At 71.1% G+C, this 12,256-nt stretch carries 14 protein-coding genes and 1 tRNA gene; 9 read left to right on the forward strand and 6 right to left on the reverse strand.

Features of this window, described 5'->3' with window-relative positions:
- Window positions 1-174: 174 nt before the first annotated feature.
- Together STRNI_RS24570 and STRNI_RS24575 are read right to left on the reverse strand one after the other, a co-directional pair.
- Window positions 175-696, reverse strand: coding sequence for a hypothetical protein (locus STRNI_RS24570; protein ID WP_277412001.1), 522 nt, complete (start codon window positions 694-696; stop codon window positions 175-177).
- A complete protein-coding gene (locus tag STRNI_RS24575; RefSeq protein WP_277412002.1) occupies window positions 693-1,319 on the reverse strand; it encodes a hypothetical protein in 627 nt (208 codons plus the stop codon). Before STRNI_RS24575 ends, STRNI_RS24570 begins: the two co-directional genes overlap by 4 nt.
- Window positions 1,320-1,848: 529 nt before the next feature.
- Here STRNI_RS24575 and STRNI_RS24580 point away from each other — a divergent pair.
- The 8 genes from STRNI_RS24580 (at window position 1,849) to STRNI_RS24615 (ending at window position 8,667) form a co-directional block, all read left to right on the forward strand.
- Window positions 1,849-3,171, forward strand: coding sequence for a sensor histidine kinase (locus tag STRNI_RS24580; protein ID WP_277412003.1), 1,323 nt, complete (start codon window positions 1,849-1,851; stop codon window positions 3,169-3,171).
- Window positions 3,168-3,833, forward strand: a complete 666-nt coding sequence (locus STRNI_RS24585) for a response regulator (protein WP_277412004.1) — start codon at window positions 3,168-3,170, stop codon at window positions 3,831-3,833. The genes STRNI_RS24580 and STRNI_RS24585 overlap by 4 nt, the downstream gene beginning before the upstream one ends.
- Window positions 3,834-3,920: 87 nt before the next feature.
- Window positions 3,921-4,436, forward strand: coding sequence for a helix-turn-helix transcriptional regulator (locus STRNI_RS24590; RefSeq protein WP_277412005.1), 516 nt, complete (start codon window positions 3,921-3,923; stop codon window positions 4,434-4,436).
- A 5-nt stretch (window positions 4,437-4,441) separates the two neighbouring features.
- Complete coding sequence (locus tag STRNI_RS24595) at window positions 4,442-4,852, forward strand: VOC family protein (protein ID WP_159487863.1); 411 nt, start codon at window positions 4,442-4,444, stop codon at window positions 4,850-4,852.
- A gap of 382 nt (window positions 4,853-5,234) precedes the next feature.
- Window positions 5,235-7,628 carry an excinuclease ABC subunit UvrA gene (locus tag STRNI_RS24600; RefSeq protein ID WP_277412006.1) on the forward strand — a complete coding sequence of 798 codons (2,394 nt, stop codon included), beginning with the start codon at window positions 5,235-5,237 and terminating at the stop codon, window positions 7,626-7,628.
- A 160-nt stretch (window positions 7,629-7,788) separates the two neighbouring features.
- Window positions 7,789-8,118 (forward strand): hypothetical protein, encoded by a 330-nt coding sequence (locus STRNI_RS24605; RefSeq protein ID WP_277412007.1) that lies wholly within the window; start codon window positions 7,789-7,791, stop codon window positions 8,116-8,118.
- A gap of 75 nt (window positions 8,119-8,193) precedes the next feature.
- Window positions 8,194-8,457: a DUF6333 family protein gene (locus STRNI_RS24610; RefSeq protein WP_277412008.1), complete on the forward strand. Its 264-nt coding sequence runs from the start codon at window positions 8,194-8,196 to the stop codon at window positions 8,455-8,457.
- A gap of 9 nt (window positions 8,458-8,466) precedes the next feature.
- A complete protein-coding gene (locus STRNI_RS24615; RefSeq protein WP_274736330.1) occupies window positions 8,467-8,667 on the forward strand; it encodes a DUF6333 family protein in 201 nt (66 codons plus the stop codon).
- 361 nt (window positions 8,668-9,028) lie between these two features.
- On the opposite strand, the gene STRNI_RS24620 is transcribed toward STRNI_RS24615, so the two are convergent.
- The 3 genes from STRNI_RS24620 to STRNI_RS24630 all read right to left on the reverse strand — a co-directional run bounded on the left by STRNI_RS24620 (window position 9,029) and on the right by STRNI_RS24630 (window position 9,788).
- A tRNA-Arg gene (locus STRNI_RS24620) sits at window positions 9,029-9,104 on the reverse strand.
- 172 nt (window positions 9,105-9,276) lie between these two features.
- On the reverse strand, window positions 9,277-9,591 hold the full coding sequence (locus STRNI_RS24625) for a hypothetical protein (protein ID WP_277412009.1): 315 nt from the start codon (window positions 9,589-9,591) through the stop codon (window positions 9,277-9,279).
- Complete coding sequence (locus STRNI_RS24630; protein WP_148593489.1) at window positions 9,588-9,788, reverse strand: hypothetical protein; 201 nt, start codon at window positions 9,786-9,788, stop codon at window positions 9,588-9,590. The genes STRNI_RS24625 and STRNI_RS24630 overlap by 4 nt, the downstream gene beginning before the upstream one ends.
- A 67-nt stretch (window positions 9,789-9,855) precedes the next feature.
- On the opposite strand from STRNI_RS24630, the gene STRNI_RS24635 reads away from it, so the two are divergent.
- A complete protein-coding gene (locus STRNI_RS24635; protein ID WP_093639842.1) occupies window positions 9,856-10,524 on the forward strand; it encodes a TetR family transcriptional regulator in 669 nt (222 codons plus the stop codon).
- Window positions 10,525-10,581: 57 nt separating this feature from the next.
- Here the strand turns inward: STRNI_RS24635 and STRNI_RS24640 are convergent, their stop codons facing one another.
- Window positions 10,582-11,829, reverse strand: a complete 1,248-nt coding sequence (locus STRNI_RS24640) for a M6 family metalloprotease domain-containing protein (protein WP_093639653.1) — start codon at window positions 11,827-11,829, stop codon at window positions 10,582-10,584.
- Window positions 11,830-12,256 lie beyond the last annotated feature (427 nt).

A 12,256-nucleotide genomic window follows, 5' to 3' on the forward strand; every position in this document is an offset into this window, starting at 1 on the left:
GGTCGGGCACTGTCCACCGCCGTCCGGCACTGTCCACCGCCGTCCGCCCGGACAATCAGCCGGACGTTCAGCCAGGACGAGATCCCCGCACAGAACGTGCGGCCCCGCTTCCCCCCCCCCGCACAGTACGTGCAGCTCCGTCCCGCCCGAGCGCCGCCGTGCTCAGCTCAGCCCTCACCCGGCTTTGCGGCGCCGACGGTAGTACGCCACCGTCACCCATCCCAGGAGCGGGCCCCAGGCCAGCAGCGGCAGGTAGCAGGCGGTCATGAGCCAGGCCGCCGCGCCCTTCGGAGCGGTGGGGTCGGCCATCTCCTCGTCCCAGCCGAACGAGGACAGCACCGTGATCACGGTGACCGCGGCCGCGCCCAGCGACGCGGGGACGACCCCGGCGGGGACGGGAATGTTCCGCCCGCCCAGGACGGGAACCCAGCGCGGCACCCGCTCGCCCCACGGCCGGACCAGTCCGAGGGCGAGCAGCCCCAGCCCCTCGGCAACCAGGCTCAGCCCGATCAAATACAGCGACGTCCAGCCGGGAAAGTTGCTCCGGTGCATCGGATCACTCACGCCGAACCCGGAGGGCATCCCGAAGGCGATGGCGCACCGCCACAGGCCCGACGGCAGCAGCGTCAGAGGTGCGGCGTGCGCCGCCCACCGCACCGCACGGGGAACGATCGGGAACCGTTCGATCGTCGTCATCGGGCCCCGGCCCCGTCGGCCTGCTGCTTCCCCCACCCCGCCGGCAGGGGCGGCAGCTCCGCATGGGTGACCTTGAAGCCGCCCTTCGTCACCGACGCGAACGGAGCCGGTGCCATACAGGTGCCGACATGCGGAAAGACGGCCTTCCCATCGACGACATCGACGTTCGACACCGCCCAGGAGAAGCCGAACCGCCCCCTGCCGGGACCGCCGCTCTTGACGCTGAAGCCCAGCCGGTCCCCGATCTCCTCGGGGTCCTCGGACTTGGTGACCACGGCGCTGAGCGTCGCGGTGTCGCCCCCGGTGGCCAGGCAGTCCACCGCGGCCTCCGCACGTCGGCCCTGCTTCTTCGCGGGCGACCAGTGGTAGATCGTGACCGTGCCCCGTGCATCGGTGGGCATTCCCTGAGGCAGCCCGCCGACCGGCCTGCTGAACGGAGCCGCCTTCGCGTCGACGGAGAAGCGGATGTCGTCATGCGGCGAGTAGGCGTAGAAGACACGGGCCTGGCCGCTCACCCGGGCGAGCCCGGCCGGTGCCTTCGCGGCGGCCGTGGTGCCCGAGGGCGCGGCGGACGCGGCGGACGCGGCGGGGGTGAGCCCCGTCAGCGCGGCTATTACGGCCACGGCGGCGACGGCTCCCACTGCGGCCCTGCGACGACGGGAAGCGACGAAGCCGTGCTTCCTGGCTAGAGAGGACGAACGGCCGGAAGAGGAAGAGACGGAAGAGGAACGGCCGGAAGAGGAAGGGACGGAAGGCGAACGGCCGGAAGAGGGACGGACGGAGGGATTGGTGCCGGGCACGAGGAACTCCCTTGATACGCAGCAGCCTTGGCGGCCGCCGCCCTGTCGATGACGCCTCCAATCTGATGCCGGGCCGCCGGGCCGGACCATCTGCCGATCAGCGGATCTCGGGCGCCGGAGCGGACGTCATCTCTGCCGTTCGGCGGAGGGAGCGCCGAGACGGCCGCTCGTAGGATCGATGACGTGGGCTTGACGGCGTGGGGGCGATGAACTCCGTGGGGATACATAGGGGGTGGGCCTGGATGAGGCGCCATGTTGACGCGGACGCGATATGAGGCGCCGCAACCTACCCCCGACCCCGCCCCCAACCCGGCCCTCAACTCCAACCCCGGCCTGGCCCCCACCCCCGCCCGTGCTCGCCGCCATAACGGGCTGCGCAGCCCTGACCGCCCTCACCCTCGCGTACGGCACATGGGCAGCGATCCCCTACGGAGCCGTCCCGGCCGCCGCGTCCGCCACCCTCCTCCTCTGGACCGTTGCCTGCTGGCCGCGCTCGCGTGTCCGCCTCGCCCGCCCGCTGGCGCTCGCCGGAGGCCTGTCGCTGCTGACCACAACGTTCTCCGCCCCTCCATCGGCGCCCTGGGGATCCGTATGGCGGCTGGCCGAGATGGTGCTGCTGCTGATGCTCCTTGCCGTAGTGGCCCGTTGGGCGCCGCGTCGGCAGGCGGTGACCGCGGGTGTGGTGGCAGGCGCGGCGGTCGCGACATGGACGCTGCCTCTGATCCCGGCGCCGTCCGTGCTGCCGCTGGCCGGCGCCGCCGCCTTCTGGGCGCTTCCCGTGCTGGGCGCTGCTGTCGTGGGCGGCTATCCACGGCTGGTGGAACACCGGCGGCGCCGGCTGGTCATCGAGACCCGGCGCTCCCAGCAGCTCGAACTCGCCCGAGATCTCCATGACTTCGTGGCACACGACATCAGTGGAATCGTCGCGCAGGCACAGGCCGCCCGTTTCGTGGCCGCATCCGACCCGGGCCAGGCCCTGCCCGCCCTGGAACGCATCGAAAGAGCCGGGCTGCACGCCTTGGCATCCATGGACCGCACGGTACGGATGCTGCACGAGGCGAACGGCAACGGCATCACCCGCCCGGCCGCCCCGGACGCCTCGATCGCCCCGGAACCCTCAGCTGCTCTGACGCCTCAGGAGCCCCCCGCACCCCAGGAAGCACCCACAACAAAAGGCCCGCCCCCGGAGGTCACCCCCCGCCCCGAGCCCCTACCAGGAGTGGACCAACTCCCCGCCCTCATCGAGCGCTTCACCGCCGCAGGAGCCACCGAGGCCCGGCTGGCCATGCCGCCCGCCACGCCCGGAACCCTCTCCCGCGAAACCAGCTCCACGGCCTACCGGATGGTCGTGGAAGCCCTCACCAACGTCCGCCGGCACGCCCCCGGAGCGGCCCGTGTCGAGGTGACCCTCACCCCCGCCGTCCGTAACCCCGCCACCCACCCCGCACCCGCCCTCAAGATCGAGATCCAGGTCGTCAACGATGCCGGAGCCGCTCCCGCCACCGCCCTCCGCACCCGGCGGGCGCGCGACGGCCACGGCGGACGCGGCCTGAACGCCCTGCGTGAACGCGTACAGGCGACCGGCGGAACCCTCTCCTACGGCCCGTACGAGGGCGGTTGGCGGGTGCTGGCCGTGTTCCCGCAGACCCGCACGCTCCCCCAGGAGACGACATGAGCGGCACCCCCACCCGCATCCTCCTGGCCGACGACCAGGACGACGTCCGCAGCGGCTTCCGGCTCGTCCTCGACTCCCAGCCGGACATGACCGTCATCGGTGAGGCCGCGGACGGTGCCACGGCCCTTGACCTGGCCCGCCACCTCCGGCCGGACGTCGTACTGGCGGACATCCGCATGCCCCGCCTGGACGGCCTGGAACTCACCCGCCTGCTCGCGGGGCCCCAGGCCACCCGGCCGACCAGGGTGGTCGTGGTCACCACCTTCGACCTCGACGACTACGTACACACGGCCCTCCACAACGGCGCCTGCGGCTTCCTGCTCAAACGCTCCGGGCCGGCCCTGCTGATCGAGGGCGTGCGCGCGGCGATGGCGGGGGACGCCCTGATCAGCCCGCAGATCACCGTACGGCTCCTCCGGCAGCTGTCCCTGCCGCCGGCGCGCCCCCGTCCCACCGCCGACACCCTCACGGACCGCGAACGCGAAATCGTCCGCCTGGTCGCCCGGGGCTCCACCAACCAGGAGATCGCCACCGAACTCGTCATCTCGCCCGGTACGGCGAAGACCCACCTCGCCAACATCCAGTCGAAGCTGAAGGTCCGCAACCGCGTCGAGATCGCCGCCTGGGCCTGGCAGACGGGGCTCATGCCACCGGCCCCGTAGGCTCCCCGCCCCACGCAACGGCTCCGGACGCGGAGGCCGAGGCCGCACCACTGGGCAACGCCGACGCCTCGTGGCACGATCTCGTAGGTGACCAGCAGAGCCTCCGCGGAGCAGCACTTGCGCGACCTCGCGCGGCTGCGCCGCGTGCGCGACCGGATCGACCGCGAGTACGCGCAGCCGCTGGACGTCGAGGCGCTCGCCCGCGGCGTGAACATGTCAGCCGGGCACCTCAGCCGCCAGTTCCGGCGGGCCTACGGCGAGTCGCCGTACGGCTACCTGATGACCCGGCGCATCGAGCGTGCGATGGCGCTGCTGCGCCGTGGCGACCTCAGCGTGACCGAGGTCTGCTTCGAGGTCGGCTGCTCGTCGCTGGGCACCTTCAGCAGCCGCTTCACCGAGCTGGTCGGGGTGCCGCCCAGCGTCTACCGACGCCAGGCGGTGCGCGCGACGGCGGGGATGCCGTCCTGCGTGGCGAAACAGGTGACCAGACCCGTCAGGAATCGCGAAGCGCCAGGTGACCGGACCGGTCGGGAGTCGCAAGCGACAGGTCACCGAACCGGTCAGGAATCGAGAAGCGCCGGCGACGAGCGGCACCTAGCGTGACTGCCATGGACATCACCCTTCACGCGAGTTTCCTCCCGCACCACGACCCGGACGCCTCCCTGGCCTTCTACCGCGACACCCTCGGCTTCGAGGTCCGTAACGACGTCGGATACCAGGGGATGCGCTGGATCACGGTCGGCCCGGCCGGCCAGCCCGGCACCTCCATCGTCCTGACGCCACCGGCCGCCGACCCCGGCGTCACCGACGACGAGCGCCGCACCATCGTCGAGATGATGGCCAAGGGCACCTACGCCGCCCTCCTCCTGGCTACCGGCGACCTCGACGACACCTTCACGCGGCTGCAGGCGAGCGACGCCGAGGTCGTCCAGGAGCCGACCGAGCAGCCGTACGGCGTCCGCGACTGCGCCTTCCGCGATCCCGCGGGCAACCTGATCCGCATCCAGGAGCGGCGCTGAGCGTCCGGGATGACCGAGGCGGAGGCCGAGGCCGAGGCCGAAGTCGAGGCCAAGGCCCAGGCCCCCGGGGCCGACGCGCCGCCGCCGCAGCAGTGACCGGCTCGCCCCGCCTCCTTGGCACCGAGCGACTGCGCAAGGCGACCGCCGACGGCCCGGCGCCCCGCCAGAGCGCACCGCCCGGCGCCCCGCCCGAGCACACCGCGCGCCCAACCACAGAGGCACCGCGTGCCCGACCCCAGAGGCACCAAGGGCCAAGGCCCAGGAGAAACCAGACATCCCGTGCAAGGCTTGCCGGATCGAGCCGGGCGACACCGACGGAACCCGTGACGGCGGCCCCGCGTAACAGATCGTGACGGCGGCCCGCGCAACAGAGGGAGACACGATGAGCATGGCCCCGAGGACGGACACGCAGTCGCCTGCGCACGTGGCCGACCGCCACGACCTGATCCGCGTGCACGGCGCGCGCGTGAACAACCTCCAGGACGTCAGCATCGAGATCCCGAAGCGCCGGCTGACGGTGTTCACCGGCGTCTCCGGCTCGGGCAAGAGCTCGCTGGTGTTCCATACGATCGCCGCGGAGTCGCAGCGGCTGATCAACGAGACCTACAGCGCCTTCGTACAGGGCTTCATGCCGACGCTGGCGCGGCCCGAGGTCGACGTCCTCGACGGGCTGACGACCGCGATCATCGTCGACCAGCAGCGGTTGGGCGCCGACCCCCGCTCCACGGTCGGCACCGCCACCGACGCCAACGCGATGCTGCGCATCCTCTTCAGCCGGCTCGGGCAGCCGCACATCGGCTCGCCCCACGCGTTCGCCTTCAACGTCCCCACGGTCCGGGCGAGCGGTGCGCTCACGGTCGACCGCGGTGCCGCCAAGACCAGGGTCGTGAAGAAGACCTTCACCCGTACCGGCGGCATGTGCACGCGCTGCGAAGGCCGCGGCACCGTCTCCGACATCGACCTCACCCAGCTCTACGACGACTCGAAGTCGATCGCCGAGGGCGCGTTCACCATCCCCGGCTGGAAGTCCGACAGCTTCTGGACCGTGCGGGTCTACGCCGAGTCCGGCCTCCTCGACCCGCACAAGCCGATCCGCAAGTTCACCAAGAGGGAGATGCAGGACTTCCTCTACCGGGAGCCGACCAAGGTGAAGGTCGAGGGCGTCAACCTCACCTACGAGGGGCTGATCCCCAAGATCCAGAAGTCGTTCCTGTCCAAGGACAAGGAGGCCCTGCAGCCGCACATCCGGGCGTTCGTGGAGCGGGCGGTCACCTTCACCACCTGCCCCGAGTGCGACGGCACCCGGCTCAGCGAGGCGGCCCGGTCGTCGCGGATCGACGGGATCAACATCGCCGACGCCTGCGCGATGCAGATCAGCGACCTGGCCGGATGGGTACGCGGCCGCGACGAGCCAACGGTGGCACCGCTGCTCACCGCACTGCAGGGCACCCTCGACTCGTTCGTGGAGATCGGTCTCGGCTACCTCTCGCTCGACCGCCCGTCGGGCACGCTCTCGGGCGGCGAGGCACAGCGCGTCAAGATGATCCGCCACCTCGGCTCCTCGCTCACCGACACCACCTACGTCTTCGACGAGCCCACCGCGGGCCTGCACCCCCACGACATCCAGCGGATGAACGACCTGCTGCTGCGGCTGCGGGACAAGGGCAACACGGTGCTCGTCGTGGAGCACAAGCCGCAGACGATCGCCATCGCCGACCATGTCGTCGACCTCGGCCCCGGCGCCGGTACGGCGGGCGGCACCGTCTGCTTCGAGGGCACCGTCGAGGGGCTGCGGGCCGGCGGCACCGTCACCGGCCGCCATCTCGGCGACCGGACCGCCCTCAAGGAGACGGTGCGCAAGCCCACCGGCAAGCTTCCGGTCCGCGGCGCGACGACGCACAACCTGCAGGACGTCGACGTCGACATCCCGCTCGGGGTGCTGGCCGTCGTCACCGGCGTCGCCGGCTCCGGCAAGAGCTCACTCGTACACGGCTCGATCCCGGCCGGATCCGGTGTGGTGTCCGTCGACCAGGGAGCCATCAAGGGTTCCCGACGCAGCAACCCCGCGACGTACACCGGACTGCTCGAACCCATCCGCAAGGCGTTCGCCAAGGCCAACGGCGTCAAGCCGGGGCTGTTCAGCGCCAACTCCGAGGGCGCCTGCCCCCACTGCAACGGCGCCGGCGTCATCTACACCGACCTGGCGATGATGGCCGGCGTCGCCACCACCTGCGAGGAGTGCGAGGGGAAGCGGTTCGAGGCATCGGTGCTGGACCACCACTTCGGCGGCCGCGACATCAGCGAGGTGCTGGCGATGTCGGTGGCCCAGGCCGAGGAGTTCTTCGGCGACGGCGAGGCCCGCACACCCGCCGCGCACCGCATCCTCGGCCGCCTCGCCGACGTCGGGCTCGGCTACCTCCACCTCGGCCAGCCGCTCACCACGCTCTCCGGCGGCGAACGCCAACGGCTCAAGCTGGCCACCCACATGGCCGAGAAAGGCGGCATCTACGTCCTCGACGAACCGACCGCCGGCCTCCATCTCGCCGACGTCGAGCAACTGCTCGGCCTGCTCGACCGCCTCGTCGACTCCGGCAAGTCGGTCATCGTCGTCGAACACCACCCGGCCGTCATGGCACACGCCGACTGGATCATCGACCTCGGCCCCGGCGCCGGCCACGACGGCGGCCGCATCGTCTTCGAGGGCACCCCCACCGACCTGGTCACCACCCGCTCGACCCTCACGGGCGAGCATCTCGCGGCTTATGTGGGGGCCTGACGGCGAAGTTCCCCGTGGCGCCGACCTGTTGTGGAGGGGACCAGCCCGTTCGAGCCGGGCCAGGGAGGGGGCCCGATCGACCGGCCGCCGCCCCCTACGGGGAACCTGAAACGCACGGAAGAGCCGGACTCGCCGGCCTCCTCCGTGTCGAGGAGGAGCCATGGCACTGGGCCGCAAGGGATCGCGACACATCGTCGTCGACAGCACGGCCTACCGCTGGCGGTTGCGACGCAGGCCGACCTACGTCCAGGCCCTTTCCTGGACACCGTGCACATTCGCGGTCGAGCATGCGGACGTCCCTGGGACAACGCTCGTGGTCACCACCAACCAGCCGCACCCGAGCAACTGGTCCGGACGTGCAGCCGAACCGGTACTGCCCTCTGACGTTGCCCGGATCATCCAGCTTGCTCTTCGCCAGGGCTGGACCCCAACGACTCCGGGCTCCCCCTTCCACATGGACCTTTCCGCCGGCTTCACGCCCTCGCCCTAGAAGGGCGTAGCGAGCCGGCTCTGGGCGCGGACGAGCGCACCTTGAGGAGATCGGGCACCCGTTACGGTGACGGGCATGTCTGACACCGGCTTCTGGACCGTCCCGCCCGACCGCATAACCCGTGGCAGCGGCGCGCGCTACGAACTGACCGTCCTGAACCCGTCGTTCACTGTCGAGGTCGCCGACCTTCCGCCCAACGACCCGGAGCACGCCGCGGAGTTCGCTGGCTCCCTGGGCACGATCGACCACGTGATCGAAGACCTGGGCCTCCGTAAGCAGAGCGACACGATCACGGTCGGCACGAGAGCTGATCTGGACCTCGTGCGGGTGGGGGCGTAGGGGAACCTCGTGTCGGTCTCCGATCCGGCGTTCGCGGACGACGGCAACCTGGACGACGAACCAAATCAGAACGACTGGGGCGCCCTCGCCACGGCCTGCCTCGCCGACGCGGACCCATGGGGGAGGGCCGCCCTGGACGCCTCCTCACTGCGGGTGCGCCACAGCGAGCACACCACCAGCCACATGGAAGCCCTGTACCTCAGCGACTGATTACGCTTCAACTTCCCTTCCCGGCAACCGGAGCGGCCGGGTAGGTCAACGGAACGAACCGTCGCCGCAGCAGCAGCCGTCCGCCTTCCTCCTGCTGGCACACCCGCCTGCCCGTCGAGCGGACGGGACCGCCGAGACCGCCGAGACGATCGAGGCCGGCATGCGCGGCTCGGCCGATGCCCTCGATCTGGCCCCTGCGGTGGCGAAGGTCCCTGATGCCCGGCAGCGTCTGCGCATACAAGGGCCATACAAGGGTGCAGCGAGCTCCCCGTCCGCTCACGCAAACGGCCCCGGACGAAGAGCCCGGGGCCGAACAGAGCACCTCCCTGGGAGAGAAACCCCAGGTCAGCGGCTCGTCGAGTGGTGCCCCCGGCAGGATTCGAACCTGCGACACCCGCTTTAGGAGAGCGGTGCTCTATCCCCTGAGCTACGGAGGCATGGGATTGGACCCCTGACAGGGTAGCTGATGTGTTCGCTGCTGATTGCTTGTGTGGGGGATATGGGGTGGTGGGCGTGGCCCCCCGTGGGGAGTGGGGGTGGCGGTGGCCTGTTGAGGGGCCACCGCCGTTGTGGTGTTCGGGGGCGGACTGTGGGCCCGGCTTTGGGGTGTCAGCTGCCGATGTGCCAGCTGACTGTGCCGTCCGTGGTGATGAGGAGGGCGAGGAGGAGCAGGTCGGCGGCGCCGAGGGTGATGCCCAGGAGGGCGCGGCCGCGGCGGGTGGTGCCGCGGGCCAGGGCCAGGGCGCCGAGGACCAGGGCGCAGGGGCCGAGGAGGAGGTTGAGGACGAGGGTGCCGAGCAGGCCGAGGATGAAGGAGGCCACGGCCATGCCGTCCGCTTGGGCGCGGAGGCGGGAGGTGGCCGGGCCCGTTGCCTTGGCCGGTGGGGTCGGAGTCGTCCGCAGGGGTTCGCTGAGCGTGGTCATCGGGAGGTCACCTCGTCGTGGTGGCGGCGTTCGCGGAGGAAGAAGACGAGCAGCCAGCCGGCGATGACGGCGGCCGCGACGAGGGTGACGGGGACGGGGAGGTGTGCCGCGGTGCCCAGCAGGATCCCCATCAGGAGGAGGGCTGCGACGAGGAAGAGCATGATCTTCCTTTCCGATTCCAGAGGACAGTTGTTCACTCAGTTCCTTCAGTCTACGACCGCCTCCGGGTGGAGTAGTTCAGAGAACGGTTGTTTACTGGATGACATGAGTCACAGTCTTGGAGTCCGGCAGGCCCAGAAACAGAAGACCCGTCAGGCGCTGCTCGATGCGGCGCTCGGGCTGCTGGAGGAGCAGAGCCTGAGCAGCCTGGGGCTGCGGGAGGTCACGCGGGTGGTGGGAATCGCCCCGACCGCGTTCTACCGGCACTTCCGGGACATGGGCGAGCTGGGAGTCGCCCTGGTCGAGGAGGCGCTGGGGAGTCTGCATGTGATGGTGCGGGCGATCCTCGCCGAGCAGGACGCGGCCGAGGAGCGGATCGACCGTACGGTCGCGGTCGTGGAGCAGCATGTGCGGCAACATCCGCTGCACATCCGCTTCGTGGCGCGTGAGCGGCACGGCGGGGTGCGGGCCGTGCGGCAGGCCATCGCGGGGGAACTGGACCGGTTCGCTGAGGAGGTCGCGGCGGCGCTCAAGTCCCAGCCGGTGTCGGAAGGGTGGCGCGATGACGATGTGCGGATGCTCGCCGAGCTGTATGTGGACCGGTTGGTGACGACGGCCGCGGCGCTGCTCGATGCCGAGGCGGACGGCGCGGAGGGGGCGGCCGAGCAGGTCGTACGGGTGGCACGCCGTCAGCTGCGGCTGATCAGCATCGGCCGGCGGCACTGGCGGGAGGAGGGGAGGGGGGAGGCGGGAGGTGTGGTGTGTGGGGAGTAGGAGGAGCAGTGTGCGGGGAGTGGGTGGCGGTAGCCGGCCGTGGCCGGGTGGCGGTGGTCAGTCGCGTGCCGGGGTCACCCGTACGCGATAGGTGCCGTCCGGGTTTTCCGTCAGGACGGTGACGGCTGCGCCGGTGGTGCGGTCCGTGTAGGTGTCGCCGGGCTGGAAGGTGGCGTCGGTCAGTTCCGGGTCGACGTATTTGTTGTCGCGGTAGCAGCCGCCGCTGTGCGGGGTGGCGTCCACGATGCGGAGGGGGCCGCGGCCCGAGGGGACGCGGGTGGCGACGCGGTAGATGAGGATGCCGGGGCGGCAGACCGTCGGGTCGAGCAGGCCGCGGGTGCGGGCCTCGGCGACCAGGGCGGTGTGGGGGGAGGTCGGGATGACGACGATCTTTGTGCCGCCGGGGGCGGAGACCGGGGTGAGGGTGTGTTCGCCGGGTGTCCCGTGGCGTGGGGCGCAGTGCACCTGGTCGGCGGAGAGCCAGCCGAGCTTCCACTTGTGCCAGCCGACGAAGTCATTGCTCGGCCCCCAGTCCTCGTCCATCGGGTCCCAGTGCCCCGCGGGGGGCGGGGCGTCGCGGCCGTCGGTGAAGTAGAGGTCGGGCAGGCCGAAGCTGTGGGCGTTCTCGTGGTTGAGGACGCGGAAGGCGCTCACCCCGGTTTGCCGGCTCCAGATGAAGGACGCATTCCGGAACGGCACCCCGTCGGCGGTCTTCAGCCCCATGTCACCACCGCTGAAGGTGACCGAGAGGACCGTACGGGTGGCGGGCGGCCCCGCGTTGGGGGTGGCGATGATGTTGATGACGTCGTAGTCGCGGAAGTCGACGAGCGGGTCGACGGCGCGTACGACCTCCCGGGAGAGGGCGTGATAGCCGCCGTCCGAGGCCGGGTCGAAACCGGCGCCGCGCTGGATGCCGTACGCCGCGAGCGGCCGTGACATGCGGATCCACCGGAGCAGCGGCCTGGGGCGGTAGGTCAGCCGGCCGTACGAGCTGGTGCGGAAGTAGTCCGTCGCGGCCGGGAAGAACTCGGCGAAGCGGGCGCGGGGGGACATCGTGGCGCGGGCGTCCGGGAAGTCGATGAAGAGGGTGAGTGCCTCTACGGTGCCGGATGAGTGCGAGAAACCGGCGGGGGTGTCGGCAGATTCGGCGACGTCGTCATTGATGCCGCGCAGTGCACACGGGCCGCTCGGCGGGGCGCCGGGCGCGGAGGGTATGGCCACGGCGCTGGGCGGTGAGCCCAGGGCTATCGCCGCGGCTGCGGTGGCCGCGCCTGCGGCCAGGACCGCGGAGACCTTGTGCTTCATATCGATCACCTTGTGTCGGCGGGTGATCGTTCGCGCGCGGGGTTACGTCAACTGGAGTCATGTGGGGGCCGGGTGGGGCGGCCCCCGCCCGGGTGCGCCCTGGGGTGGCCCCCGATGCGCCTCGGGGCGTGCCTGGGTCGGCCCGGAGGTTGGGGCGGCCCGGGGGCTGGGGTGGCCTGCGGGCCGGGGTGGCCCAGAGGCTGGGGTCGGCCTGAGTGAGGCCGGAGGTCGGGCCTGGTGTGTGTGGGGGAGGGGGCGGCTGACGGTGTGTGGTTCAGGTCACGTGAGGGCGTGAAATATCCGGGGAGGGGTTCCCCGTTTAACCAGGCGTCCGGATGAAACGGGGAACCTCTCCCCGGTTCGTGCCGGTCGCCGGAGCAGCCGCCGGAGTGGTGGCCTGATGGGGCGTCGAAGTGGTGGCCTGATG

Origin of the sequence: Streptomyces nigrescens (assembly GCF_027626975.1) — a bacterium.
Classification (GTDB): Bacteria; Actinomycetota; Actinomycetes; order Streptomycetales; family Streptomycetaceae; genus Streptomyces; species Streptomyces nigrescens.

Excerpts from the sequence above, each read along its gene's own strand:
- STRNI_RS24570 (WP_277412001.1), bottom strand. The coding sequence starts at position 696 with ATGACGACGATCGAACGGTTCCCGATCGTTCCCCGTGCGGTGCGGTGG.
- STRNI_RS24585 (WP_277412004.1), top strand. The coding sequence starts at position 3,168 with ATGAGCGGCACCCCCACCCGCATCCTCCTGGCCGACGACCAGGACGAC.
- STRNI_RS24595 (WP_159487863.1), top strand. The coding sequence starts at position 4,442 with ATGGACATCACCCTTCACGCGAGTTTCCTCCCGCACCACGACCCGGAC.
- STRNI_RS24600 (WP_277412006.1), top strand. The coding sequence starts at position 5,235 with ATGAGCATGGCCCCGAGGACGGACACGCAGTCGCCTGCGCACGTGGCC.
- STRNI_RS24605 (WP_277412007.1), top strand. The coding sequence starts at position 7,789 with ATGGCACTGGGCCGCAAGGGATCGCGACACATCGTCGTCGACAGCACG.
- STRNI_RS24610 (WP_277412008.1), top strand. The coding sequence starts at position 8,194 with ATGTCTGACACCGGCTTCTGGACCGTCCCGCCCGACCGCATAACCCGT.
- STRNI_RS24625 (WP_277412009.1), bottom strand. The coding sequence starts at position 9,591 with ATGACCACGCTCAGCGAACCCCTGCGGACGACTCCGACCCCACCGGCC.
- STRNI_RS24635 (WP_093639842.1), top strand. The coding sequence starts at position 9,856 with ATGAGTCACAGTCTTGGAGTCCGGCAGGCCCAGAAACAGAAGACCCGT.
- STRNI_RS24640 (WP_093639653.1), bottom strand. The coding sequence starts at position 11,829 with ATGAAGCACAAGGTCTCCGCGGTCCTGGCCGCAGGCGCGGCCACCGCA.